Genomic DNA, 24,939 nt, shown 5'->3' on the forward strand with positions numbered 1-24,939 from the left:
CTAATTCCGAGGCAAGTGAAACAGATTAAATAAATCGCCCGACACGAGGTCGGGCGAAGAAAATCAGGAGCCCAGACGGTAGTTCGGGGACTCTTTGGTGATGGTCACGTCGTGAACGTGGCTTTCCTGGATACCCGCACCGCTGATACGCACGAATTCAGCCTTCGTACGCAGCAGGTCGATGGTACCACAGCCGGTCAGACCCATACAGGAGCGCAGGCCGCCCATCTGCTGGTGAATGATCTCTTTCAGGCGGCCTTTATATGCTACGCGACCTTCGATACCTTCCGGCACCAGTTTGTCAGCGGCGTTGTCGCTCTGGAAGTAACGGTCGGAAGAGCCTTTGGACATCGCACCCAGAGAGCCCATACCGCGGTAAGATTTGTAAGAACGGCCCTGGTACAGTTCGATTTCGCCCGGGGATTCTTCGGTACCCGCCAGCATCGAGCCCACCATCACGGCAGCGGCGCCCGCGGCAATCGCTTTAGCGATATCGCCGGAGAAACGGATACCGCCGTCGGCGATAACCGGAATACCGGTGCCTTCCAGCGCTTCAACCGCGTCGGAAACCGCGGTGATCTGCGGCACGCCCACGCCAGTAACGATACGGGTCGTACAGATGGAGCCAGGGCCGATACCGACTTTCACCGCGCTGCAACCCGCTTCCGCCAGGGCGCGAGCGCCTGCGCCAGTGGCGACGTTACCGCCAATGATTTGCAGGTCAGGATATTTAGCACGGGTTTCACGGATACGCTGCAGTACGCCTTCGGAATGGCCGTGAGAGGAGTCGATCAGCAGTACGTCAACGCCCGCGGCAACCAGCGCGTCAACGCGCTCTTCGTTGCCCGCGCCCGCGCCTACCGCCGCGCCCACGCGCAGACGGCCTTTCTCGTCTTTACAGGCGTTCGGTTTACGTTCCGCTTTTTTGAAGTCTTTAACGGTGATCATGCCCAGCAGGTGGAAGCTATCGTCAACCACCAGCGCTTTTTCTACGCGACGTTCGTGCATTTTAGCGAACACCACCTCACGCGATTCGCCTTCGCGAACGGTGACCAGGCGCTCTTTCGGGGTCATGTAGACGCTGACCGGCTGGCTCAGATCGGTAACGAAACGCACGTCACGGCCAGTGATGATACCTACCAGTTCATTGTCTTCGGTCACAACCGGATAGCCCGCGAATCCGTTGCGCTCGGTCAGTTCTTTCACTTCCGCCAGGGTGGTGGTTGGCAGCACGGTCTGCGGGTCGGTTACCACGCCGGACTCGTGCTTCTTCACGCGGCGAACTTCTTCCGCCTGGCGCTCGATAGACATGTTTTTGTGGATAAAACCAATGCCGCCTTCCTGTGCCAGGGCAATTGCCAGGCGCGCTTCAGTCACGGTGTCCATTGCCGCAGAGAGCATAGGAATGTTCAGACGAATGGTTTTGGTCAGCTGAGTGCTAAGGTCAGCCGTGTTCGGCAGAACGGTAGAATGAGCGGGAACGAGGAGGACGTCGTCAAACGTCAGGGCTTCTTTTGCGATACGTAGCATGGGCAATATCTCACCTGGGAGGTTATTAAATATTGCCGCGGCATTATACAGAGCGTAAGCGATTGCATCCACACTTTTTTGCAAAAAAACCTTGCGCTCCTCTGTGAGCATGTTACTTTCGACTGAATAACTTGCTGATTTAGAATTTGATCCCGCTCACATGTTATCCTCACAAAGCCCCGCAATTTTTACCGTTAGCCGCCTTAATCAGTCGGTACGCCTGCTGCTCGAAAAAGAGATGGGCCAGGTGTGGATTAGCGGCGAGATCTCCAACTTTACCCAGCCCTCTTCCGGACACTGGTACTTCACCTTAAAAGACGATAACGCCCAGGTGCGCTGCGCGATGTTCCGCAACAGCAACCGTCGGGTGACGTTTCGTCCGCAGCACGGGCAGCAGGTGCTGGTGCGCGCCAACATCACGCTGTATGAGCCGCGCGGCGACTACCAGATTATCGTCGAGAGCATGCAGCCGGCGGGCGAAGGGCTATTGCAGCAGAAATATGAGCAGCTAAAAGCCAAACTACAGGCGGAAGGCTTGTTCGATCAGCACTACAAGCAGCCGCTGCCCTCCCCGGCCCACTGCGTCGGGGTGATCACTTCGAAAACCGGCGCGGCGCTGCACGATATTCTCCACGTACTCAAACGCCGCGATCCGTCGCTGCCGGTGGTCATTTACCCTACCGCCGTCCAGGGCGACGACGCGCCGGGGCAAATCGTTCGCGCCATTGAACTGGCCAACGCCCGCGGCGAGTGCGATGTGTTAATCGTCGGGCGCGGCGGCGGCTCGCTGGAAGACTTATGGAGTTTTAACGACGAACGGGTGGCGCGCGCTATTTTCGCCAGCCGCATTCCGGTGGTCAGCGCCGTCGGCCACGAAACCGACGTCACCATTGCCGATTTTGTCGGCGACCTGCGCGCGCCGACGCCGTCGGCGGCGGCGGAAATTGTCAGCCGTAACCAGCAGGAGCTGCTGCGTCAGGTGCAGTCTGCCCAGCAGCGTCTGGGCATGGCGATGGACTACTACCTCGCCAACCGCAGCCGCCGCTTTACCCAGCTTTTCCATCGCCTGCAGCAGCAGCATCCGCAGCTGCGTCTGGCGCGCCAGCAAACGTCGCTGGAGCGGCTGCGCCAGCGCATGAGCAGCGCGCTGGAAAATCAAATCAAGCAGGCGAATCAGCGCCAGCAGCGCATGTTGCAACGCCTGAACCAGCAGAATCCGCAGCCGCGTATTCATCGCGCCCAGTCGCGTATCCAACAGCTGGAATATCGCCTGGCCGAAACAATTCGCGCGCGCCTCAGCGAACAACGCGAACGCTTTGGCAATGCCGTCACGCATCTGGAAGCCGTTAGCCCGCTGGCGACGCTGGCCCGTGGCTATAGCGTCACCACCGCCAGCGATGGCAAGGTGTTGAAGCAGGCGAAGCAGGCCAAAGCCGGAGAAATGCTGACCACCCGGCTGGCGGACGGCTGGGTTGAAAGTGAAATCAAAACGGTGACGCCGGTGAAGAAAACGCGCGCGCGGAAAAAAGCCGTTTAATCGTTTAATATAACCGGGCCTCCAGGCCCGGTATCCTCTCGCTTATTCCCCCGCAGGCACCCACTCCACCCGCTTTTTCGATATCAGGCCGTGGCCGTTCTGGCAGAAGAAATCCACTGCGCCGCAGGCTTTTAACACCTCCAGCGGCTTATGGCACTCGGGGCAGCGTGGCTCGAGGGTAAAGGTTTTATCACAGTGCGCACAGTGCGCCTGTTGACCCTGAACCTCCAGCGAGGCCTGACAGGTTGGGCAGATGAATTCCATAGCGACTCCTTAACGTCGTATTGTGCCGCCATTTTATCACGACTCAATGCGCCCCGCGTAACCGCTGCTGAATCTGTAGCAGCGCCTCAACCTCGCCGATGCGCCGCGCCGTGAGCTTCGCCACTTCCTGCGGCGCGCGGTCGAACAGACTCTGCGCGCCGAGGATCTGCTCGCCGAGGCAATGGGCATACACCGCGCCGCAGCGCGTCCAGCTCAGAATCTCGTCGCCGCGAATCAGTTCAACGCGTTCCCCCTGCGGGCCTCGATTCTGGTCGATAATGCGGCCGTCGCGCAGGAAAAGGCGGATGCCCTTGCGCTCAACGCCCGGCCCGGCGTATTTGTTCAGCCATAGATTGACGGCAATACCGCCGAGCGTGCCGAGCAGATGCGCCTCGCCTTCTGCAGTTTGCGTATCGCCCCGCGCAATTAGCTGGCCTAAGCGATCCTTAACCTGCTCAGCGCGCAGCACAATCTCATCGCTGCCGCCCAGATAACGCACCGTCTCACGCATCATCGCCAGCACGTGGGTGCCAATATCGACAATCACCCCGTCCGGATGGCGCAGCTGGCGGGTATCCGGCTCACCGGTGGCAAAATTCAGCGCGATGGCTTCGCCGGCGGCATTATAGCCGCTCGGCTCCAGCAGAAAGCCGTCGATCCTGACAATATCGTCCAGCGAGGTGACCACCGGGCGGTCAACCGCCGCGCCGTTTTGCGGCTGCCAGCGGCCGTCCATGCTCCCCTGTGCCAGACACAGCGCGCCGTCACGGGCCATCCAGTGATCCAGCGCCAGCACGCGTCGAGCGTTATCAGGCAGCGCCAGGCACTGACGCAGCGCGGCAAGCTGGTCCAGCGTGGCGGCAATCGGTTTTTCCACCACAATGCGCGGGATCGTTGAGCGCAGCGCCTGTTCCAGCACCGGCAGATGCGCCAGCGAAACGGTGGTAATAAACAGCGTATCGATAGGCTGCGCCAGCAGCGCGGCAAGGGAATCACAGGCCGTAACGCCCGGCAGGCTGCGCTGCGGATTGCGGTCATAGCCGTAAAGGCAAGATACCGGCAGCGACAGCGCCTTCAGCGCCGGAAGGTAGGCGGTTTCAACTACCGACCCGAGGCCGACAAAACCAATATTCATCGCATCCGACTCACAAACATCAAAAGGGTGGGGAGAAAAACGCCACCGCAGAAACGCGTCCGCGATGACGTATTGCCTTTAGCGTACCGCGCGCAGGCGGTCGAAACCGGCGGCCAGATCGGTTTTCAGATCGTCCATATCTTCCAGCCCCATCTGGATACGCAGCGTCAGGCCGCCGGGCTGCCAGGTGGTCGCGGTGCGGTAATCGGCGCAGTTGAACGGAATAATCAGGCTTTCGAAACCGCCCCACGAATAGCCCATGGCGAAAATACGCATGTGATCCAACATATTCGCCACGCCCGCTTTGGTGAATTCAGGCTTAAGCACCAGCGAAAACAGCCCGGATGAGCCGGTAAAATCGCGCTTCCAGATCTCGTGCCCCGGGCACTCCGGCAACGCCGGGTGCAGCACCCTCAGCACTTCCGGACGCGCCTGTAGCCAATGCGCCATCTCCAGACCGCGTCGTTCAGCCTCTTTCAGGCGCAGATGCATCGTGCGCAGCCCGCGCAGGGCCAGGAAGCAGTCTTCCGCTCCGGGCAGCATTGCCAGCAGATCGTAGGTTTTACGCAGCTGCGGCCACCACGCCTCATTGGCCGACACTAGCCCCATCAGCAGATCGGAATGGCCGCCGAGGTATTTGGTCCCCGCTTCGAGCGAGAGATCGCAACCGTGCTCGTGGGCGCGGAAGAAAATCGGCGTCGCCCACGTGTTATCAATAATGGTGGTAATACCCTGCTTTTTCGCCGTCTGAGTCATCGCCGGAACATCCTGAATCTCAAAGCTTTGCGACCCCGGCGATTCAAGGAACAGCGTAGTGGTATTCGGGCGGAACAGCGTGGCGATCTCCGCGCCGATCAGCGGATCGTAATAGGTGGTTTCAATGCCCATTTTAGTCAGCATACCGGCGCAGAAATTGCGGGTAGGCCGGTAGACGCTATCGGGCATCAGCAGGTGATCGCCCGCTTTGAGCGTCGTCAGCAGGGCCAGCGAAATGGCTCCCAGCCCGGACGGTGACAGCACGGTACCGGCGGCCCCCGCCAGCGCGCTCCAGGCGTTCTCGAGGCTGGCGATGGTCGGCGTGCCCATCGTGCCGTAGTTGAATTCCGCGCGGTTGTGTTCGAGATCGTCAACCGTCGGGAAGACCACCGTCGAGCCGCGATAAATCGGTGCATTAACAAACCCCGCCTGGCGGGTGGTGTCCCGGCCCAGCTGGGTGATTTGCGTGCTGATATTAAAATCGGATGTAGAACGATGACCCATAATTAACCTCGTACCTTTCAGCGGCCGTGCCGACGAGAAATCGTGCTACTCGTTACCCCATTGATTGAGGAATTCCGCAATGTCATCAATGCGCTGGGGTTTAATGCCCGCTTCGGCGGCCATCTCTTGCTGCGCTTCTTCGCTGATCTCTTCGTTATTCATTAAACGGGTAATCAGCAGCTGGAAATAGTGCGCCAGCGCATCGCGCTCGTCGTCGTTCACCGCCTGCGCGGCTTCGGTCGAGTATTCATCGACGATGTCATAAAATTTCAGCGGGATTTCGTTAGTCATAGACAGCTCCTGGAATAAAGACCGGCAAAACGGTGACTATCCTACGTTAGGCGCGGCCAGGTCAACGTACGTTTTCATACGGGCGGCGATTTACTCGACAATCACCTTCACTTTCGGTTTTGACAGCAGAATTTTGATCAATTCGGTGAATTTCACCGGCTTATAAAAATAGTACCCCTGCTGGAAGGTAATGTCGTTTTTGTTGAGATAGTCGAGCTGTTCTCGGGTTTCGACCCCTTCGGCAACGATGCTCAGCGAGAGCTTACGGGCCAGATCCAGCACGCAGTCCAGGATGCGCGTGGAGTCAGGGTCGGCGTTGACGCGGGCGACGAAACTCTGATCTATTTTAATATAATCAATATGTAAATCATGCAGATAAGATAGACCAGAATAGCCGGTACCAAAATCATCCAGCGCGATAACAAACCCATTCTCATGCAGCGTATTCAGCGTTTGCACTAAATCTTCATCCACGTGCAGCGGCTCGCGCTCCGTCACCTCCAGTACCAGGTTCAGATCCTTGCGCTGGAAGCGGGCTTTAAAACGCAAGCACTCGTCCACGAAGCCCGGGCTGGCAATATGCGACGCGCTGAAGTTAATACCGACATGAAAACCTTCCGGCAGCTTGCTTTCGATGGCGTTCATGTTATCCACCACCTGCGCCATCAGGCTGCGGGTGAGCGGCACGATCAGCCCCGACTTTTCCGCCACCGGAATAAACGCCGCGGGAGAAATATAGCCCGCGCGCGGGTGCTTCCAGCGGGCCAGCACCTCAACGCCGCGCAGCGTCCCCTCCCTGCCGTTGACCACCATCTGGTAGAAAGGGACGATTTCACCGTTGGCTATCGCCCGCCGTAGCAGCTCTTCCGGCGTCATCTCCTTATGCAGATATTTATTCAGCGCATAGGCCGTAACGCCGGAGATAAGAGTAATAAAAAACAGAATACCCAGACCATGGGTAATCAAGCGCTGCAGGCTAAATAACGGCGGTTGGTTGTAGACAATACTAAAGGGATATTCAGCCGAACGGATTCGTCCGCTGTAGTGCACGTTTCCGCTTACCACGTCGCCGGACATACCGATCGTAGAATCCCCAACCTGCAAGGCGAAATGCACTCCTTTCAACGGCGCATTCAGCGCCCCTCGAATGTGCTGATCGCTAATGGTCACCAGAATATGGCTATCGGCAAACCGCGTATTATAAATTAGAATCGGTAACCTATTGGATGTTTCACGGGCAGAGGCCAGCAGCAAATGCCCCTCCACCATTGGCGGAATCTGCGAGAGCAGAATACGGTTTCCCGGCAATGACGAACACCAGACCGCGCCATTTTTGACGATAACAATCGTGCGCAAATGCGGCTGCAACGCAGCTTCGGTGCCGAGCCGATATTGCCCTTCCAGGGTGCACCCCTTAATACTCATCGCGACCCGCGTCGCCCGCGCGGCTTCGTTCAGGATAAGGTTAATATTATTCGCCGCATATCGTGCGCCGCCGAGGCTTTCCGCACGGGAAGAATACCAAAGCTGAGTATTCAAAATAACCACCCCGGTCAGAAAGAGACACGCAGCGGCAATGACAGGAAGAAACGCATGGCGCATATCATGTCCTGGGTCTGAAGGTTTATTTTTGACGTTGTGCAGACAGTGACTCGTTTGAGTTAACGAATAAAGAAAGGATGGTCGACAGACGCCAAAATCGCCATTCGCGCAATGACATTTTGCCGCGTTAATAAGAGGAGAAACGTACTCCGGCAAAACCGAAGTACGCAGAAGAATTTACTCCAGCGCCAGCAGCGCGAAGCTCGCCAGCCAGTGCCCGCCGCTGTAGTGGCTGCCGACCACGTGTTCAACGCTGGCCGTCAGATGCCGCGTCACGGCATCGCGTAGCGGTGTTTGCGCCGCATGGCCTGCCGGCAAGGCGCGGGCGATATGCTTCATACACCAGGCACGGCTAAGGTTCAGGCCGTCGAGATGGGCAATTTTCGGGTCGGTACGGTCGCTGACTTCCGCCGGGTTCATCAACGCCGGGACCGACGCCACGTCCGGCAGGAAGGCATCGAACCACGCCGGGAAATCCCCCGCCACTTTGCTCATCAGCAGCGCTTCGGTCAGCGCCCCCGAAATGTACTCGTCACCGCCCGGTTCGTAGTGCGCCGGGTACTGCGTATCGGCAATATAGAAACGGTTGGCGGCATCCAGAATCGCACCTTCCAGCGGTTTGTCTGCCAGCGCGCGAGCATAGTCCAGCCCCAACGCCAGCGCAAAGGCGGTGTTGTAATGTGTGCCAACGCGAATCGGGTAGGTCAGCTTGCTGAGATAGTCGATAAGCCGATCGCGGATATCCTGAGTCAGCGGCGCCAGCGTCGCAAACCAGCGCGCGGCCTGCGGCAGAGAGGATTGTTGCAGCTCCTGCGCCAGCGCCAGCAGCCAGCCGTAGCCGTAGGGGCGTTCAAACGAGGCGCGGAACGGCGCGGTAAAATAGGCCAGCTCCTGAGCGACACTCTCCTCGGTGAGGTGCTCGTCAAACAGCGCGATGATTTCATCACGGCACGGCAGCGCCGGGTAAAGGCGCACGCAGCGCAGCAGCAGCCAGTAGCCGTGCACCGCCGAGTGCCAGTCGAAGCAGCCATAAAACACCGGGTGCAGGGCGCGAGGCGGCAGGACGTCACCATCATCATTCAGCAAGTGCATGATGTGGTTTGGATATTCCTGGCGCAGATAGGTCAAGGGCATACGGGCAAAAGCGTCAGCCTGATGTTGCGTTAATTCCATAACAGCTCCTGAAAAAGTCACCGCGCTTAGCGAAACACGAGGAAGTACATTAAAAAGACGTTTACCACCAGCAGAGGCAGCGCGGTGGGGATCTGAACCTTAATCACCTGATACTTATCTTTCAGCTCAAGCAGCGCAGCGGGCACAATATTAAAGTTGGCGGCCATCGGCGTCATCAGCGTGCCGCAGTAGCCCGCGTACATACCAATCGCCAGCAGCGGCGCCGGGTTGCCGTGGTGAAGATGAATCAGGAACGGCAGCGCAATGCCGGCGCTGAGCACCGGGAAGGCGGCAAACGCGTTGCCCATAATCATGGTAAACAGCGCCATGCCAACGCAATAGATCACCACCAGCATGAAGCGGTTATCCGGGTTGACGAACAGGCTCACCACCTTTTGCACCGACTCGCCGGTATCCGCCACCACAAACACCCCGCCAAGCATGGCGAGCATCTGCGGCAATATCACCGCCCAGCCGATGGTATCCACCAGGCGTCGGGACTGGCGAATGGCGTGCAGCGGCGTGCCGCGCGTCAGCCACCAGCCGGTCAAAATGGCCGCCACGCAGGCGACGCACAGCGCGGCCAGCGTCAGCTGTTTCTGGTCGAGCAGGTAGACACCGCCAATCGACACCCCTTTGAGGAACAGCGTGCCGATGACCGTCACCACCGGGATCATCAACGCTGGCAAAAATAGCCAGTTTTTCAGTCGATTAGACGAGGCAACGCGTTCGCTCTCGCTCGACATTTGGTACTCGCCTTTGCCCACCAGCCCGCAGCCCGCCAGCAGAGCAATGACAATCACCGCACCGCCGATAATCCGGTAGGCCAGCGATTTTCCCAGCTCCTGGACCATCAGGTCGCCGAACAGAAAAATGCCGCCAAACAGGAACCAGAACAGCGCGGTGGTAAAACGTTTCGGGTTGCCGCGATCGCGCAGGGTCATGATAACCAATAGCATCACGACAAAACCGATCAGGTAGTAAACGCGGTTGATGGTGATAAGCGTACTCATTGCATCACCTCCTTCACGCCCTGCGCGTTTCGCCACGCCACCACGTCACGGCGGATGCTGGCGTCAAGGCGCAGCAGGCGAATCATATGAATCACCAGCGCGGAGATGGCGGTCGGAATGGCCCACAGGCCGATATGCAGCGGCTCGATACCGGTAATGCCGTTCTCTTTGAGGAAGGCGTCAATCAGCAGCACCGCGCCGAAGGCAATGAAAATATCTTCGCCGAAGAAAACGGCAATGTTGTCGCAGGCGGCGGCGTGGGCTTTGATTTTATCGCGGATATGCTGCGGCAGTTCGCCGTATTCGTTCAGTGCCGCCCCTTCCGCCATCGGCGCCAGCAGCGGACGCACCGTTTGCGCGTGGCCGCCCAGCGACATCAATCCCAGCGCGGCCGTGCCCTCGCGCGCCACGAAGTAGAGCATCAGAATACGCGCCGAGGTGGCGCTGGCGATTTTGGCCACCCAGGCCTGCGCGCGCTCCTTCAGGCCGTAGTATTCCAGCAGACCAATCACCGGCAGAATCAGAATGAAAGTCGCCAGCGAGCGGCTATTCACAAACTTTTCGCCAAAGGTTTCCAGCAGCATGCCGAAATCCATCCCCACCAGCAGCCCGGTCGCCAGACCTGCAACCACCACCACCAGCAGTGGGTTAAAGCGCAGCGCAAAGCCAATTACCACCACCGGAATCCCGATAAGCGGCATCAGTGTCGTACCGTCCATAAACGTTTACCCTATCAAAGTGTGTGTTGCACGCCGAAGGCTCTTTTTTATCACTTCACCACAGGGTGAAGCGTGCGGCATTGCGGCGAACGATGTTGTGTTGTGTCAGCAGACCGTGCAAATCTACGTAGGCATCATCGGTCTGTGCTAAAAATCTATATCTGAACGACGATAATATGTAAACAATTTATCAATAAAACGTTCTTATATTATCTCTTTTCATTTACATTCTTTGCGAATAGTCACAATTGCGTAAGGACAGTTATGACCTCGAAAAAAACGGCTACACCCACCACAAACGACGATATCAACGAAAGCCGGATCGTCTCCTCGCGTCATCTGATTTCCGAGCGCTGCGCGGAATTATCGGAGCTGGAATACGCGCTGATCATGACCAGCAACGCGTTCAATAAATGGATGGTGCGCTGCATGACCGCCGCTGGAGAGCCGGATATGGGGGCGTTTGACGTATCGCTTTTGCACCACGTAAACCATCGCAATCGCAAGAAGAAGCTGGCGGATATCTGCTTTGTGCTGAACGTGGAAGATACCCACGTGGTGACCTATGCGCTGAAGAAATTAGTGAAAGCCGGCTACGTCACCAGCGAGAAAGTGGGCAAGGAGCTCTATTTTTACACCACGGAAGAAGGCAAAGCGCTGTGCATGAAATACCGCGACGTACGCGAAGCGTGCCTGATTGCGATTCAGGTGGAGAGCGGCATTCCGGGGCATTCGATTGGCGAGACCGCGCAGCTGCTGCGCACCATCTCGTCGCTGTATGATACCGCCGCGCGGGCGGCGGCATCGCTGTAATGAGGCGCTTGCTGGAAACGGCGAGCGCGGCAAACTCAGTCGGCGCGAACGGCAATCTGCCGGGCGTCGAACGCTTCGCGCAGCCGACGGGCAAACGCTAACGCCTGCGCGCCATCGCCGTGCAGGCACACCGTCTGGGCATTTACCGCGGCCCAGACGCCGTCGCGGCTCATCACCCGGCCGTTCAGCACCATCTCCAGCGTGCGCGCAACCGCCTCGTCATCATCATGAATCAGCGCTCCCGCTTCGCTGCGCGGCACCAGCGAGCCATCCGCCAGATAGCCGCGATCGGCAAAGACCTCTTCCCGCGTAACCAGCCCATAGCGAACGCCCGCGCGAATCAGCTCGCTACCGGCTAACCCCACGAGGATCAGCGACGGATCGATGCGGTGAACCGCGCTGGCGATAGCCTCGGCCAGCGCCGGATCTTTCGCCGCCTGGTTGTAGAGCATACCGTGAGGTTTCACGTGCGTTAGCGCTCCGCCCTCCGCGCGGGCGATCGCCGCCAGCGCGCCAATCTGATACAGCATCTGAGCGTAGACGACCTCGGGCGGCAGCTGCATCGCGGTGCGGCCAAAGTTCTCCCGGTCGGGGAAGCTCGGGTGTGCGCCGATAGCCACGCCGTGTTTCAGCGCCAGCAGCACGCTGTGGCGCATGGTCTGCGCATCGCCGGCGTGAAATCCACAGGCAATATTGGCCGAGGTAATCAGCGGCATCAGCGCGCTGTCGTTTTCACAGCCTTCGCCGAGATCGGCGTTTAAATCAATCTTCATCGTTCAACCGCCATTCCAGTTGTTCAAAGTAACGCTGCTGCTGAGCTCGCGCCGCCAGCGCCTCTTCCAGCGTACAGCGCTCAAAGTGCACGGTTTCGCCGAGGCGGATTTGCGCCAGATGGTACATATCCGCTTCAATCACGCAGGCGATACGCGGGTAGCCGCCGGTGGTCTGCGCATCGTTCATCAGCACAATCGGCTGGCCGTTGTGCGGCACCTGCACCACGCCGGGCAGCAGGCCGTGGGAAAACATCTCGCGGGATTCGGTACGCTCCAGCACCTGGCCCTGCATGCGGTAGCCCATCCGGTTGCTCTGCGGGCTAAGCTTCCAGGGCGCGCGCCAGAAGGACTCGTGCGCGGCGGCGGAAAACTCATGATACTCCGGCCCCGGTAGCGCACGCACGCGGTTGCCCCATTGTAGCTGGCGCACGCCGCGGGGCTGGCGAAATTCGCGCGTGGCCGGGCGCAGCGGCAGACGATCGCCCTCCTGCAGGCTTCGGCCAGCAAAACCCCCGAAGCCGGCTTTTAAATCGGTGCTGTAAGAACCCATCACGCTGGGAACATCGAACCCGCCGGACACCGCCAGATAGCTGCGCATCCCGCGTTTCGGCAGCGCCAGCTTCAGACGCTGGCCCGCGCGTACCGGCCAGCGCCAGCCGGACCAGACCGGTTTGCCGTCCAGAGTCGCCGCGCAGTCCGCACCGGCGAGGGCAAACCAGCCGTCGCGATGAAAAACAAAGGCGCACTGCCCGAGCGTGATTTCCAGCACGGCGCTATCGGCGGCGTTGCCAACCAGCAGGTTAGCGATGCGCAGCGCCGCTGAGTCCATCGCCCCGCAGCGGCTGATCCCCGATTGCCGCATACCGTGTCGCCCACCGTCCTGTAGGGTCGTGCTCATCCCTGCGCGAATAATTTCTAACACACCCCCTCCTTAGACGGAACAAAACGTACCCGGTCGCCGGGCTGCAATAACGTGGCAGGCTGGCGCTGCGGATCGAATAAGCGTAGATCGGTGCGGCCGATGATTTGCCAGCCGCCGGGGGTGGGCAGCGGGTAAATGCCCGTCTGGCCGCCGCCAATCCCCACCGAGCCCGCCGGTACGGCAAGACGTGGCTCCGCCCGACGCGGCGTAGACAACGCTGGAGGAAGCCCGCCAAGATAGGGGAAACCGGGCTGGAAGCCGATAAAGTAGGTTATGTAGTCAGCCGCCGCATGGCGTTCAACCACCTGCTGTTCGCTGAGGCCGGTATGCCGCGCCACCTCCGCCAGATCGGGGCCGTATTCACCGCCGTAAATCACCGGAATCTCTACCCGCCGGGCGTCCAGCGTCACCGCCTCACTCTCTTCCCACCAGCGCTGCAGGCGCTCAATAGCATCCAGCGCCATCGTCGCCGGGTCACGAAGCATCACGGTAATATTATTCATCCCCGGAATCACTTCAACCACCTCCGGCACGCCCGCCAGACGCTGCGCCAGCCCCCAAATTCGCTGCTGGCTTTCCAGCGTCAGCGGCGGTTCCAGTTCCAGAACTACCGCGCTTTCTCCTAACAGATAACACCGCGCTCGCTGCACGTTTTCACCTTTATTCAATCTAGGTTGCTGAGGCCGACGGATGTTAAAATCGGCCACCATTTCTATTTACAATTCAGCAATAGCGCAAGCGTGTCAATCACTTCCGCTGGCAGCAACATCAGCACAGGTCATGATCTGGGGAGGGGGAATCAGTTTGGACTGGGGAATTTTGTTCACGCGCTCGACCTGGTAACGAACTGGCCGAGCGCATTATGACTAGTGTGTTACAAAGACCGCAACGGACTGGTTGAGGCGACTCGCCTGGGCTTCCAGCTCCGCTGACGCGGTGGCGGATTCCTCGACCAGAGTCGTATTCTGTTGGGTCACGCGATCCATCTCAGAGACCGCGATACCTACCTGCTGGATCCCTCGGCTTTGCTCTTCAGACGCCGAGGCGATTTCGTTCATAATGTGCGTCACATTGCTGACGGCGGTGATCACATCCCCCATGGTTTTGCCTGCGTTTTCCGCATAGCGCGAGCCGGAAGTGATTTTATTCACCGACTCGTTTATCAGCGTGGTGATCTCTTTCGCCGCCAGCGCACTACGCTGCGCCAGGCTACGTACTTCACTGGCAACCACGGCAAAACCGCGCCCCTGCTCACCGGCTCGCGCGGCTTCCACCGCGGCATTCAGCGCCAGGATATTCGTCTGGAAGGCAATGCCGTCGATAACGCCGGTAATTTCTGAGATTTTCTGCGAACTGTTAGCGATTTCGTTCATAACGTGGACGACATCCTCCACGGCTTTTCCACCCAGCTCCGCCGTTTCCGACGCGCCCGATGCCAGACCGCTCGCCTGCTGGGCATTTTCCGCATTCTGTTTGACCGTCGCCGTCAGCTCTTCCATGCTGGCGGCCGTCTGTTCCAGAGAAGCGGCCTGCTGCTCGGTTCGCGCTGATAAATCGTTATTACCGTTGGCAATTTCGCTGGCGCCATTAAAAATAGCATCGGCGCTGGCTCGAACTTCCCCCACCGTTTTCGCCAGCGCGCTTTGCATCTCGCGCAGGCCAGCGGCAAACTGCCCCATCTCATTCGTGCCCTGGACAGTTATTTTGGTGACAAGATCCCCGCTGGCGATGCTTTTGATATTTTCCAGCAGGTTATTCATTGGGGCGATCAGTATTTTTTTCATACCAACCAGGCTGATCAGGAAAATAGCCAACGTCGCCAACATAACGCTCAGAATGGCCCAGAATGCGGTATTAGATGCCTCTTCCATCTCTGCGGATAAAGCGTCTGATATATTCGAAATGTCTGAAAGGTAGGCTGAATAGGAATCTCGTAATGCGTTCTGGTAGCCCTGTGTGGGGTGGGCGATAAATCCGTTGACATCATTAGCTCTGAGTATACGAAGCAGCTCGGTGAGCTCATATACGTAGGTTTCATAGTCGCGCACGATTGCATTCAGTACCGCACTATTCACTTTGGGGTTCGGCGGCGTCGAAGAATATTCCTGCCAGAGCTGCTGCGCTTTTTTCAATTCTTGCTCAGCAGCGTTGAACAGCGGTGAAGCCTGCTGGCGATACTGCTCTTTCTCATTGGAATCATCGTTGTAATCCGCCAGCATCAGCCTCTGGGCACCACGATTCAACGAGATGCGCGCTTCCAGCAGGGCTGTCCATGCCGCCTCTAGCGTATCCGCCCTCTCGTTCAACCTGACGATGGTTGCGAAAGCGTCATCACTTGAGCTTTGCGCTCTGAAGGAAAGCCCGCCGGATAACATTTGAAGAAATAAGAGGATAGCGAGGATAACAACGATACTCGTTGCTATTTTAATGCGATTTAACATTATATTCACCTAATCGATTAAAAAGACGGCCTGCACATGGGGGTAAAAAGCGCATAGGGAATATACCTGCCAGGCTGACATCCATATTGCTTAACAGATTGCATTAGCATTGTTCACTTGCGGTATACATCCTCCGGGATATATTTCATACAAATGAAAAATCCCCTTATTATTAATATCGGTGAATGAGGGGATTAGCATAAATATAAATTCGTTCGCTGTTGCAACACGGTCTGATTGAGTTCGAAGTACGATGGTATCTTGCTACAGATAAAAAAAAGCCCGCAGAATGCGGGCTTTGGGAATGTGGCAGACTGATGAGGTCTAGCAATTCATCATTTGCTTTTCTTAATGTGCTTAATCAAACGCTTACGTTTACGCATCTGGGTCGGGGTCAGCGTATTGCGCTTGTTAGCATACGGGTTCTCGCCTTCCTTGAACTGAATGCGGATAGGCGTACCCATCACGTCCAGCGATTTGCGGAAGTAGTTCATCAGATAGCGCTTGTAGGAGTCCGGCAGGTCTTTCACCTGGTTACCGTGAATCACCACGATCGGCGGGTTGTAACCCCCGGCGTGCGCATATTTCAGCTTCACGCGGCGACCACGCACCAGCGGCGGCTGGTGGTCTTCCGACGCCATGGTCATGATGCGGGTCAGCATCGCGGTGCCCACGCGACGGGTGGAGCTGTCATAAGCTTCACGGATCGACTCAAACAGGTTACCCACGCCGCTGCCGTGCAGCGCGGAGATAAAGTGCACGCGAGCGAAGTCGATGAAGCCCAGACGGTAGTCGAGGGTCTCTTTCACCTGCTCTTTCACTTCCATGCTCAGGCCATCCCACTTGTTAACCACGATGACAAGTGAGCGCCCACTATTGAGGATAAAGCCCAGCAGAGACAGATCCTGGTCGGAGATGCCTTCGCGCGCATCAATCACCAGCAGACAGACGTTCGCGTCTTCAATTGCCTGCAGCGTTTTGATAACCGAGAATTTTTCTACCGTATCCGTGACTTTACCGCGCTTACGCACGCCCGCGGTGTCGATGAGAACGTATTCACGTTCATCGCGCTCCATAGGGATGTAGATACTGTCACGGGTGGTGCCCGGCATGTCGTAGACCACGACGCGGTCTTCGCCGAGGATACGGTTAGTTAGCGTTGACTTACCTACGTTCGGGCGGCCAACGATGGCGATTTTGATCGGCAGATCCTGCGGGTTGAAGTCGTCTTCCGGCTCTTCCAGCGTTTCACCGTTCTGCTCAGCCTCAAATTTCGCCCAGTATTCGGCGTCTTCGTCCACCTCTTCCGGCGGGTTAACGTCGTCAACGAACGGCAGCAGCACCTGCTCCAGCAGGCTGGTCACGCCGCGACCGTGAGAAGCAGCGATCGGGTGAATTTCACCGAGGCCCAGCGACCAGAAGTCGGCCACGGCCTGATCGGGATCGATACCGTCAGTTTTGTTTGCCACCAGGAAGGTTGGCTTTTCACGGGAACGCAGATGTTTAGCGATGCCTTCATCCGCCGGCATCAGCCCGGCGCGCGCATCGACCATGAACAGCACCACGTCGGCTTCTTCAATCGCCAGCAGCGACTGTTCCGCCATGCGCGTTTCCACGCCCTCTTCCGTGCCGTCGATACCGCCGGTATCGATACAGATAAATTCACGCCCTTCAACTTCAGCACGACCGTACTTACGGTCACGAGTCAGACCCGGGAAATCCGCAACCAGCGCATCACGAGTGCGCGTCAGGCGGTTAAAGAGCGTGGATTTTCCAACATTAGGGCGCCCGACAAGCGCGACCACAGGTACCATGTTAAAGCCTCATTTACTCAAAATCTAAAAATAGCAAACGGCCCCTGACTAAACAGGAGCCGCCAATATCGTTACGACAGCCGAAAATTAACGCGTAATCGCGTAAACCGTGCCGTCCTTCGCCTGAATCAGCAGTTTACCGTCGGCAACCACCGGTTCCGTCAGGAAGCCGGAGCTATCAACCTTCTGCTGCGCTTCAAAGCGCCCGTCGTCCGGGTTAACCCAGTGCATATAGCCTTCGCTATCGCCAACAACCAGGCTGCCGTTATACAGCGCCGGAGAAGTCAGCAGACGGTGCAGCAGATCGCTCTGCGTCCACAGCGTCACGCCGCCATCGGTGGTCAGCGCCAGAATACGGTCGTTCTGATCGACGATGTAGATACGGTTGCCGTCAACGATGAAATCGTTCACCGAGCCCAGCTCGCGTTTCCACATGATCTGGCCGCTGCGCAGATCCAGCGCCGTCAGGTTACCATTGTAGGCTAAGGCGTAAACCACGCCATTGACGATAACCGGCGTGGTATCCACGTCGCTTAAACGGTCGATTTCGGTGGTGCCGGTGGCCTGAGAAATACGCTGCTGCCAAATCAGCTGGCCTTGCTGCATCAGGACCGCGCTGACGCGACCGTTATCGCCGCCCACAATCGCCGCGCCGTAGGCTACAGCCGGTGCAGATTCACCGCGCAGCGAGAGCGCAGGCATATCCAGGTTCACCGTCCACTTCACCACGCCGCTGTTTTCATCCAGTGCCTGCAGCTGACCGTTGCTGGTGTGAACCAGCACCAGGCCATCGCTGGCGGTTGGGCGAGACAGCACTTCGCCCGCGGCGGTAGTCTGCCAGACGATAGAACCATCGCCCGCGTCCAGCGCATACACCTGCGCTTTTTCGCTGCCGATGTACACGTGGCCGCCGGAAACGGTCAGGCCGCCGGAGAGCAGCGCCGGTTTACGCGAGAACCAGCCGTCTTTTTCCGCCAGATTCACGGACCAGACTTCTTTACCGTCGTCCGCGTTCACCGCTTTCACGGTGCCTTTACGGTCGGCGGCATAAACCACGCTATCCGCATAGGCCGGATGCAGGTTGGAGTAGAAATCGCCAATTCCGCTACCGACGGAAATATCCCAGGCGGTAGACGGTGTGAACTGGTTCTCTACGGTCGGCAGCGGAGACATTTTGACCACGTCTTCTTCGCCGCTAAACAGTGAACAACCACTCAACAGAGTGACAGAAAGCAGTCCTGGCAAAAGTAGTTTACGCAATTGCATCGGGTCCCTCTCAGACGGACAAATTATTAATTTTCATGCGCATCATTTCACTGAGCGCCGGTGATGCATCGCTCTTAGCGCCAGCTTCCCACGCCGCACGCGCGCCCTGCTTGTCACCTTTACTGAGCAGGATTTCCCCGCGTAAATCAGCAACAATCGCCGTCCAGCCTTCGCCCTTCACGCCTTCCAGCGTTTTCAGCGCCGCGTCAGCCTGCTTCATTTGCAGCTGAACGCGCGCCAGGCGCAGGTTGATAACCGACTTCAGGTTGTCATCAGAGGCGGCGGCCAGCCCTTGCTGCAGCTGTTTTTCTGCCTGTGCCAGATCGTTTTTATCAACGAAGGCCTGCGCCAGTTCCAGAGAAGCAAACGCCCCGTAGGTGTTTTTGGTCTCAGCGGCGAATTTCTCCGCCGAGGCCATGGCTTCCGGTTTCCCTGAGCTCAGAGCAGAAACGGCATTTTCATAGGCCATGGATGATTCCCGGGCCGAGTCTACCTGATGAGAATTCCAGTAGCGCCAGCCAACCAGCGCACCGATTCCCAGAATTACCCCAACGGCCAGCGCTTTGCCATTTTCAGCAAAGAAGCTTTTCAGCGCCTCAACCTGATCGTTTTCGTTATTAATTTCCACGCAGCCCTTCTCCTGATAATAATGTCCTGGAGATTAACCCAGAATAGTGCGCAAATGCGCGGCAACGCCTTCCTGCGTTACGGTTGTCTGCTCACCAGAGCGCAAATCCTTCACGACAACAGTGGCTTGTTCAACCTCAGACTCACCCAGTACCAGGGCAATACGTGCACCCCATTTATCAGCGCGGGCAAACTGCTTCTTAAAGTTGCCGCCGCCGTGGTTGGTCATCAGTTTCACACCCGGTAATGCATCACGTACCTGCTCGGCCAGGCCCATAGCGGCTGACTGAGTACCGGTACCTGAGGCAACCAGGTATATATCGACAACAGGATCGGCTTTAAATTCCGGATTGACTGCCTGAACGAGTAAAACAAGTCGTTCCAGACCCATGGCGAAGCCCACGGCCGGGGTCGCACGACCGCCCAGCTGTTCGACCAGGCCGTCGTAACGGCCGCCCGCGCAGACGGTACCCTGCGAGCCGAGGCTGCTGGTCACCCATTCAAACACGGTGCGGTTGTAGTAATCCAGACCGCGCACCAGACGCTGGTTCACGGTGTAGGCAATACCAGCGGCATCCAGCTGTGCGCACAGGCCCGCGAAGTGCTCGCGGGACTCGTCGTCCAGATAGTCGCCAAGCTTCGGCGCGTCGTTCAGCAGCGTCTGCACGTCCGGATTTTTGGTATCCAGCACGCGCAGCGGGTTGCTGTACATACGGCGCTTGCAGTCTTCGTCCAGCACCTCGACGTGCTGCTCGAGGAACGCCACCAGCGCATCACGGTAGTTGGCGCGCGCTTCCAGCGAACCGATAGAGTTCAGCTCCAGGCTGACGTGTTCCGCCATGCCCAGCGCACGCCACCAGCGCGCGGTCAGCATGATCAGCTCCGCATCGATGTCCGGCCCTTGCAGACCAAACACTTCGACACCCAGCTGATGGAACTGGCGGTAGCGGCCTTTCTGCGGACGCTCGTGGCGGAACATCGGGCCGATGTACCACAGACGCTGCTCCTGATTGTACAGAAGACCATGTTCGATGCCGGCGCGTACGCAGCCCGCAGTACCTTCCGGACGCAGCGTCAGGCTATCGCCGTTGCGGTCTTCAAAGGTATACATCTCTTTTTCAACCACGTCGGTGACTTCACCGATTGCGCGCTTGAACAACGGGGTCTGCTCTACAATCGGCAAACGGATTTCGCTGTAACCGTAGCTGCCGAGCACCTGTTTCAGTGTGCCTTCAATGCGCTGCCAGATGGCGGTTTCGCCAGGCAGATAATCGTTCATGCCGCGAATGGCTTGAATGTTTTTTGCCACGTTAATTCTCTTTATATATAAAAATGAACCCTCGGCGCAGTCGACGCCCGGGGCTCAATCATACACGGGAAGCAAGCGGCTTCCCATCTCGTTATTTTTCAACCTGCTGAACGTCAATACGACGCGCTTCGTCCAGCACCGACGCCTTCGCGCGGATTCGGGCTTCAAGCTGGCTAATCATATCGTCATTGTCGACGCGATCTTTGCGCACGCCGTCTTCATACAGGCCGCTTTTCTTATTGCCGCCGGTGACGCCCAGCGTCGACACTAGCGCTTCGCCCGGGCCGTTCACCACGCAGCCGATGATGGACACGTCCATCGGGGTGATGATGTCTTCCAGGCGCTGCTCCAGCGCGTTGACCGTACCGATCACGTCGAATTCCTGACGCGAACAGGTTGGGCAGGCGATGAAGTTGATGCCGCGCGCGCGGATGCGCAGCGACTTCAGGATGTCGAAACCGACTTTAATTTCTTCAACCGGATCCGCCGCCAGCGAAACGCGCAGGGTGTCGCCGATGCCTTCAGACAACAGCAGACCCAGGCCGATTGCGGACTTGACTGAACCGCTACGCAGCCCGCCCGCTTCGGTGATCCCGAGGTGCAGCGGCTGATCGATCTGTTTGGCCAGCAGGCGATAGGATTCCACCGCGAGGAATACGTCGGAGGCCTTCACGCTGACTTTAAACTGATCGAAGTTGAGACGCTCGAGATGATCCACGTGGCGCATTGCCGATTCCAGCAGCGCCTGCGGCGTTGGCTCGCCGTATTTTTCCTGCAGATCTTTCTCCAGCGACCCGGCGTTTACGCCGATACGGATAGGAATATTTTTATCGCGCGCGCAGTCAACGACCATGCGGATACGCTCTTCGTTGCCGATGTTGCCCGGGTTAATACGCAGGCAGTCGACGCCGTACTCGGCGACTTTCAGCGCGATACGGTAGTCAAAGTGAATATCGGCGACCAGCGGGACGTTAACCTGCTGCTTGATAAGCTTGAACGCTTCTGCGGCATCCATCGTTGGCACGGAGACGCGGACGATGTCCGCACCTACACGTTCTAACGCTTTGATTTGATTGACCGTAGCTTCGACATCCGTCGTGCGCGTATTGGTCATCGACTGGACGGCGATAGGAGCCCCATCGCCGATTGGCACGTTCCCAACGTAAATGCGTGTGGATTTTCTACGTTGAATAGGAGCCTGGTTGTGCATGAAAAATCTCCCGCATTACGCGTCTGTTATTGTGCCGGTGATTGTTCAGCACTCACGGTCAGGCGCGCAACCTGGTTAGTTCTGATAAAACGACTCAGATCGACCGGTTTACCCTGGAATTCGATCTGCACTGCGGCCGGTGCGCCAATTTTCAGTTTATAAGGCGTCTGTCCGGTCAGATTCAGATTGCCACCTTTACGCTGCAGGCCGCTGAACAGTTTTTTACCGGTCGCGTCAGTCACTTCCAGCCAGCAGTCGGCGGAGAAGTTCATGATCAGCGCGTTCGCATCAGCCACCGGTGCGGCGGTTTGCGCCGGGTCGGTCGGCAGCGCGCCCGGGGTGGCGGTCTGCGGTGCAGGGGGGGTCTGTGCGGTGGTCGTATCGACGTTAGCCTGAGACGGTGCCACGACGGTATTGTTCTGCGCGGTTGCGGCTGGCGCGGCGGCATCTGCCGGCGCGGCGCTATCGCCCGGTGCGGCCGTGCTGGCTTCCGGCGCGGCGGCGGTATCGGTGGTGGCCGGAGACGAGGTCGCGTCTGCGCCCGTATTCAGCGGAATATTTTGTGAATCGCTGCCGTTAGCCTTCAGCTCAACGGAGGACTGGTCGGCCATGGTCGAGATTTCTTCCTGCTGCGCTTTGTGGTTCTGCCACCACCAGGCGACGGTTAACCCCACCACCACGAACAGCACCAGCCAGGTAAAGCTCATCAGCCAGCCGTCGCGTTTTTTGCGACGTTTGCCGAGGGAAAAGCTCTGCATCGGCGCGACTTTCGCCGCGCGAATCGGGGCCTGCTTTTCCATCATCGGCAGCAGCTCTTCCTCGGGAATATGCACGAGGCGAGCGTAGGAGCGGATATAACCACGCAAGAATGTTGAAGCGAGTTCAGCAGGCGCCTTATCTTCTTCAATATCACGAACGGTGGAAACCTTCAGGCACAAGCGTTCTGCAACGGCTTGTTGGCTGAGTCCGAGTTGTTCACGGGCATTACGCAAACGGACACCCGTAGTTTGTGCTTCTTGTTGGTCGTGGTTGGTTTCAGTATTCATTCGCTACAACTGCTGATTCGTGAAATTTAAGGTTCTGATGCGAAGCCGTTCTCGCACCGCGAAACATCCGGTCGTGTTATCGAACAGACAGACAAGCTGCCCGGTATACCCTACTCCAAAACAGCGTAAAAAGCCGTATTCACGCTGCTGATGTAACGCTACATACTGCCTCAATACTTGATGAAACGCACCGTAATTATTAACCAGATCAGTACGTTTCGCCTAATCCTTAAGCACTTAACTTTGCGTGCGCCATTTCTGGCGCACGCGGCACGGTATTACACCGCTTTCACGGCGATAGATTCACCCTGCATACGCTTGCGCATGGTACGTTTGGTACGGTCAATCACATCACCGGCCAGCTGACCACAGGCGGCGTCAATGTCGTCACCGCGGGTCTTACGAACGATGGTGGTAAAGCCATAGCTCATCAGCACCTTACAGAAGCGATCGATCCGGCTGTTGGAGCTGCGGCCATACGGCGCGCCCGGGAACGGGTTCCACGGAATCAGGTTGATTTTGCACGGCGTGTCTTTCAGCAGCTCGGCCAGCTCGTGCGCATGCTCGGTACCGTCGTTGATATGGTCCAGCATCACGTATTCGATGGTCACGCGGCCCTGGTTGGCGTTGGACTTCGAAATGTAGCCGCGAACCGACTCCAGGAAGGTGGCGATATTGTACTTTTTGTTGATCGGTACAATTTCATCACGAATGGTGTCGTTCGGCGCGTGCAGAGAGATGGCCAGCGCAACGTCAATCATGTCGCCGAGCTTATCCAGCGCGGGAACGACGCCTGACGTGGACAGGGTAACGCGACGTTTAGACAGGCCAAAACCGAAGTCGTCGAGCATGATTTCCATGGCCGGCACTACGTTGGTCAGGTTCAGCAGCGGCTCGCCCATCCCCATCATCACCACGTTGGTGATCGGACGCACGCCGGTGGTTTTGACCGCGCCGACGATTTTCGCCGCGCGCCATACCTGGCCGATGATTTCCGACACCCGCAGGTTACGGTTGAACCCCTGCTGCGCGGTAGAACAGAATTTACACTCTAATGCGCAGCCGACCTGTGAAGAGACGCACAGGGTTGCACGATCGTCTTCCGGGATATAAACGGTTTCAACGCGCTGATCGCCGACGGCAATCGCCCATTTGATGGTGCCGTCGGAAGAACGCTGCTCTTCGACCACTTCCGGGGCGCGAATCTCGGCGACCTCTTTCAGCTTACCGCGCAGGACTTTGTTGATGTCGGTCATTTCATCAAAGTCGTCGCAGCAGTAGTGGTACATCCACTTCATCACCTGGTCGGCGCGGAAGGGTTTTTCGCCTAAGTCTTTAAAAAACTCGCGCATCTGCTGACGGTTAAGATCCAGCAGGTTAATTTTTCCATCTTTGTTGGGAACCGCCGGGATGGCGCTCTCAGGCGTGACAATTTGTTCAGACATTTTCTATTCCGGCCTCGTTGTTACACGTTATGGCCCCTGGAGGGTTGATAAAAAGAAGCGCCCCAGGAAAGCGTTCTGCTCGTCCGGGGGCGCTGCATTGTACAAATTCTGGCGCATGGATGCCACGTCTGCACGCGGCATTCATAAAATAAAGTGTAAACGATCCCTTAGCGGGTGCGCGCGCACACTTCGCCTTCGCCGAAGAAGAAGGCGATTTCGCGTGCGGCGGATTCAACGGAATCAGAACCGTGGGTGCCGTTCTCGGTGAAGCTGTCGGCGTAGTCGGCGCGCAGGGTACCGGCCAGCGCGTTATCCGGGTTGGTTGCGCCCAGCAGGTCACGGTGACGTTGAACGGCGTTTTCGCCTTCCAGCACGGAAACCACGATCGGGCCGGAGGTCATGAACTCAACCAGACCGTCGAAGAACGGACGACCGTCGTGCTCAGCGTAGAAACCGCGCGCCTGCTCAACGGTCAGGTGCAGCATTTTGGTGCCAACAATCTTAAACCCTGCTGCTTCGAAGCGAGAGAAGATGCTGCCAATAACGTTTTTTGCCACCGCGTTTGGTTTGATGATGGAAAAAGTACGTTCAATAGCCATGATTACCTCTAATAAAATTTATTCTGTTGTCGTGCATACGCATTGTATGATCTGGCGCGGATTATAATGAGCCTCTGCGCCGTTGCCTATGGATGAAGGTAACATTTTTTTAAAATAAGACACTTTTAAGCAACACAGGAGCGCCTATCC

23 protein-coding genes are annotated in these 24,939 nt (G+C 57.6%); 2 read left to right on the forward strand and 21 right to left on the reverse strand.

Translation table 11 applies throughout. The features are described 5' to 3' along the window. Positions 1-63: 63 nt before the first annotated feature. Positions 64-1,530: an IMP dehydrogenase gene (gene guaB, locus ACK5JN_RS05145; RefSeq protein ID WP_416869172.1), complete on the reverse strand. Its 1,467-nt coding sequence runs from the start codon at positions 1,528-1,530 to the stop codon at positions 64-66. Between the two features lie 160 nt (positions 1,531-1,690). On the opposite strand from guaB, the gene xseA reads away from it, so the two are divergent. Further along, positions 1,691-3,067, forward strand: a complete 1,377-nt coding sequence (gene xseA / locus ACK5JN_RS05150) for an exodeoxyribonuclease VII large subunit (protein ID WP_416869173.1) — start codon at positions 1,691-1,693, stop codon at positions 3,065-3,067. A 42-nt stretch (positions 3,068-3,109) separates the two neighbouring features. Here xseA and ACK5JN_RS05155 read toward each other — a convergent pair whose 3' ends face one another. From ACK5JN_RS05155 to ACK5JN_RS05190, 8 genes are all read right to left on the reverse strand, one after another. Continuing rightward, positions 3,110-3,331, reverse strand: coding sequence for a zinc ribbon domain-containing protein (locus ACK5JN_RS05155; RefSeq protein ID WP_416869174.1), 222 nt, complete (start codon positions 3,329-3,331; stop codon positions 3,110-3,112). A 43-nt stretch (positions 3,332-3,374) separates the two neighbouring features. Further along, positions 3,375-4,466, reverse strand: coding sequence for a Gfo/Idh/MocA family oxidoreductase (locus tag ACK5JN_RS05160; RefSeq protein ID WP_416869175.1), 1,092 nt, complete (start codon positions 4,464-4,466; stop codon positions 3,375-3,377). 78 nt (positions 4,467-4,544) lie between these two features. Then, complete coding sequence (gene metC, locus ACK5JN_RS05165) at positions 4,545-5,726, reverse strand: cystathionine beta-lyase (protein WP_416869176.1); 1,182 nt, start codon at positions 5,724-5,726, stop codon at positions 4,545-4,547. Between the two features lie 45 nt (positions 5,727-5,771). Further along, positions 5,772-6,017 carry a YmjA family protein gene (locus ACK5JN_RS05170; protein WP_416869177.1) on the reverse strand — a complete coding sequence of 82 codons (246 nt, stop codon included), beginning with the start codon at positions 6,015-6,017 and terminating at the stop codon, positions 5,772-5,774. A 90-nt stretch (positions 6,018-6,107) separates the two neighbouring features. Beyond that, positions 6,108-7,619, reverse strand: a complete 1,512-nt coding sequence (locus ACK5JN_RS05175; RefSeq protein ID WP_416869178.1) for an EAL domain-containing protein — start codon at positions 7,617-7,619, stop codon at positions 6,108-6,110. A gap of 177 nt (positions 7,620-7,796) precedes the next feature. Continuing rightward, positions 7,797-8,792: a DUF2891 domain-containing protein gene (locus tag ACK5JN_RS05180; RefSeq protein ID WP_416869179.1), complete on the reverse strand. Its 996-nt coding sequence runs from the start codon at positions 8,790-8,792 to the stop codon at positions 7,797-7,799. A gap of 26 nt (positions 8,793-8,818) precedes the next feature. Then, positions 8,819-9,805 (reverse strand): DUF979 domain-containing protein, encoded by a 987-nt coding sequence (locus ACK5JN_RS05185; RefSeq protein WP_416869180.1) that lies wholly within the window; start codon positions 9,803-9,805, stop codon positions 8,819-8,821. After that, the gene (locus ACK5JN_RS05190) at positions 9,802-10,524 is read right to left on the reverse strand and encodes a DUF969 domain-containing protein (RefSeq protein WP_416869181.1); all 723 of its coding nucleotides are present in this window, start codon (positions 10,522-10,524) and stop codon (positions 9,802-9,804) included. The genes ACK5JN_RS05185 and ACK5JN_RS05190 overlap by 4 nt, the downstream gene beginning before the upstream one ends. A gap of 264 nt (positions 10,525-10,788) precedes the next feature. On the opposite strand from ACK5JN_RS05190, the gene ACK5JN_RS05195 reads away from it, so the two are divergent. Next, positions 10,789-11,337, forward strand: coding sequence for a winged helix DNA-binding protein (locus tag ACK5JN_RS05195; protein ID WP_416869182.1), 549 nt, complete (start codon positions 10,789-10,791; stop codon positions 11,335-11,337). Positions 11,338-11,372: 35 nt separating this feature from the next. Here ACK5JN_RS05195 and pxpA read toward each other — a convergent pair whose 3' ends face one another. The 12 genes from pxpA to ndk all read right to left on the reverse strand — a co-directional run bounded on the left by pxpA (position 11,373) and on the right by ndk (position 24,789). Then, the gene (gene pxpA / locus ACK5JN_RS05200) at positions 11,373-12,110 is read right to left on the reverse strand and encodes a 5-oxoprolinase subunit PxpA (RefSeq protein ID WP_416869183.1); all 738 of its coding nucleotides are present in this window, start codon (positions 12,108-12,110) and stop codon (positions 11,373-11,375) included. Further along, positions 12,100-13,032 (reverse strand): 5-oxoprolinase subunit PxpC, encoded by a 933-nt coding sequence (gene pxpC, locus ACK5JN_RS05205; protein WP_416869184.1) that lies wholly within the window; start codon positions 13,030-13,032, stop codon positions 12,100-12,102. The genes pxpA and pxpC overlap by 11 nt, the downstream gene beginning before the upstream one ends. Further along, positions 13,026-13,682: a 5-oxoprolinase subunit PxpB gene (pxpB, locus tag ACK5JN_RS05210; protein ID WP_416869185.1), complete on the reverse strand. Its 657-nt coding sequence runs from the start codon at positions 13,680-13,682 to the stop codon at positions 13,026-13,028. The genes pxpC and pxpB overlap by 7 nt, the downstream gene beginning before the upstream one ends. Positions 13,683-13,898: 216 nt before the next feature. Further along, the gene (locus ACK5JN_RS05215; RefSeq protein ID WP_416869186.1) at positions 13,899-15,473 is read right to left on the reverse strand and encodes a methyl-accepting chemotaxis protein; all 1,575 of its coding nucleotides are present in this window, start codon (positions 15,471-15,473) and stop codon (positions 13,899-13,901) included. A 335-nt stretch (positions 15,474-15,808) separates the two neighbouring features. Next, complete coding sequence (der, locus tag ACK5JN_RS05220) at positions 15,809-17,287, reverse strand: ribosome biogenesis GTPase Der (protein WP_416869187.1); 1,479 nt, start codon at positions 17,285-17,287, stop codon at positions 15,809-15,811. 87 nt (positions 17,288-17,374) lie between these two features. Continuing rightward, positions 17,375-18,553 carry an outer membrane protein assembly factor BamB gene (gene bamB, locus ACK5JN_RS05225; protein ID WP_416869188.1) on the reverse strand — a complete coding sequence of 393 codons (1,179 nt, stop codon included), beginning with the start codon at positions 18,551-18,553 and terminating at the stop codon, positions 17,375-17,377. A gap of 10 nt (positions 18,554-18,563) precedes the next feature. Continuing rightward, positions 18,564-19,181 (reverse strand): YfgM family protein, encoded by a 618-nt coding sequence (locus ACK5JN_RS05230; protein WP_416869189.1) that lies wholly within the window; start codon positions 19,179-19,181, stop codon positions 18,564-18,566. A 33-nt stretch (positions 19,182-19,214) separates the two neighbouring features. Next, positions 19,215-20,489, reverse strand: coding sequence for a histidine--tRNA ligase (gene hisS, locus ACK5JN_RS05235; protein ID WP_416869190.1), 1,275 nt, complete (start codon positions 20,487-20,489; stop codon positions 19,215-19,217). Positions 20,490-20,580: 91 nt separating this feature from the next. Beyond that, complete coding sequence (ispG, locus tag ACK5JN_RS05240; protein ID WP_416869191.1) at positions 20,581-21,699, reverse strand: flavodoxin-dependent (E)-4-hydroxy-3-methylbut-2-enyl-diphosphate synthase; 1,119 nt, start codon at positions 21,697-21,699, stop codon at positions 20,581-20,583. A 26-nt stretch (positions 21,700-21,725) separates the two neighbouring features. Then, entirely contained in the window at positions 21,726-22,745 is a 1,020-nt protein-coding gene (rodZ, locus tag ACK5JN_RS05245) for a cytoskeleton protein RodZ (protein WP_416869192.1), read from the reverse strand. A gap of 278 nt (positions 22,746-23,023) precedes the next feature. Next, positions 23,024-24,190 (reverse strand): bifunctional tRNA (adenosine(37)-C2)-methyltransferase TrmG/ribosomal RNA large subunit methyltransferase RlmN, encoded by a 1,167-nt coding sequence (locus ACK5JN_RS05250; RefSeq protein WP_416869193.1) that lies wholly within the window; start codon positions 24,188-24,190, stop codon positions 23,024-23,026. Positions 24,191-24,357: 167 nt separating this feature from the next. After that, entirely contained in the window at positions 24,358-24,789 is a 432-nt protein-coding gene (gene ndk / locus ACK5JN_RS05255; RefSeq protein WP_416869194.1) for a nucleoside-diphosphate kinase, read from the reverse strand. Positions 24,790-24,939 lie beyond the last annotated feature (150 nt).

It is taken from the genome of Kluyvera sp., from assembly GCF_047971185.1.
Lineage (GTDB): Bacteria > Pseudomonadota > Gammaproteobacteria > Enterobacterales > Enterobacteriaceae > Kluyvera.

What these genes read in the sequence shown, in the direction of transcription:
- guaB (WP_416869172.1), bottom strand. Translation starts at nt 1,530, where the DNA reads ATGCTACGTATCGCAAAAGAAGCCCTGACGTTTGACGACGTCCTCCTC.
- xseA (WP_416869173.1), top strand. Translation starts at nt 1,691, where the DNA reads ATGTTATCCTCACAAAGCCCCGCAATTTTTACCGTTAGCCGCCTTAAT.
- ACK5JN_RS05155 (WP_416869174.1), bottom strand. Translation starts at nt 3,331, where the DNA reads ATGGAATTCATCTGCCCAACCTGTCAGGCCTCGCTGGAGGTTCAGGGT.
- ACK5JN_RS05160 (WP_416869175.1), bottom strand. Translation starts at nt 4,466, where the DNA reads ATGAATATTGGTTTTGTCGGCCTCGGGTCGGTAGTTGAAACCGCCTAC.
- metC (WP_416869176.1), bottom strand. Translation starts at nt 5,726, where the DNA reads ATGGGTCATCGTTCTACATCCGATTTTAATATCAGCACGCAAATCACC.
- ACK5JN_RS05170 (WP_416869177.1), bottom strand. Translation starts at nt 6,017, where the DNA reads ATGACTAACGAAATCCCGCTGAAATTTTATGACATCGTCGATGAATAC.
- ACK5JN_RS05175 (WP_416869178.1), bottom strand. Translation starts at nt 7,619, where the DNA reads ATGCGCCATGCGTTTCTTCCTGTCATTGCCGCTGCGTGTCTCTTTCTG.
- ACK5JN_RS05180 (WP_416869179.1), bottom strand. Translation starts at nt 8,792, where the DNA reads ATGGAATTAACGCAACATCAGGCTGACGCTTTTGCCCGTATGCCCTTG.
- ACK5JN_RS05185 (WP_416869180.1), bottom strand. Translation starts at nt 9,805, where the DNA reads ATGAGTACGCTTATCACCATCAACCGCGTTTACTACCTGATCGGTTTT.
- ACK5JN_RS05190 (WP_416869181.1), bottom strand. Translation starts at nt 10,524, where the DNA reads ATGGACGGTACGACACTGATGCCGCTTATCGGGATTCCGGTGGTGGTA.
- ACK5JN_RS05195 (WP_416869182.1), top strand. Translation starts at nt 10,789, where the DNA reads ATGACCTCGAAAAAAACGGCTACACCCACCACAAACGACGATATCAAC.
- pxpA (WP_416869183.1), bottom strand. Translation starts at nt 12,110, where the DNA reads ATGAAGATTGATTTAAACGCCGATCTCGGCGAAGGCTGTGAAAACGAC.
- ACK5JN_RS05215 (WP_416869186.1), bottom strand. Translation starts at nt 15,473, where the DNA reads ATGTTAAATCGCATTAAAATAGCAACGAGTATCGTTGTTATCCTCGCT.
- der (WP_416869187.1), bottom strand. Translation starts at nt 17,287, where the DNA reads ATGGTACCTGTGGTCGCGCTTGTCGGGCGCCCTAATGTTGGAAAATCC.
- bamB (WP_416869188.1), bottom strand. Translation starts at nt 18,553, where the DNA reads ATGCAATTGCGTAAACTACTTTTGCCAGGACTGCTTTCTGTCACTCTG.
- ispG (WP_416869191.1), bottom strand. Translation starts at nt 21,699, where the DNA reads ATGCACAACCAGGCTCCTATTCAACGTAGAAAATCCACACGCATTTAC.
- rodZ (WP_416869192.1), bottom strand. Translation starts at nt 22,745, where the DNA reads ATGAATACTGAAACCAACCACGACCAACAAGAAGCACAAACTACGGGT.
- ACK5JN_RS05250 (WP_416869193.1), bottom strand. Translation starts at nt 24,190, where the DNA reads ATGTCTGAACAAATTGTCACGCCTGAGAGCGCCATCCCGGCGGTTCCC.
- ndk (WP_416869194.1), bottom strand. Translation starts at nt 24,789, where the DNA reads ATGGCTATTGAACGTACTTTTTCCATCATCAAACCAAACGCGGTGGCA.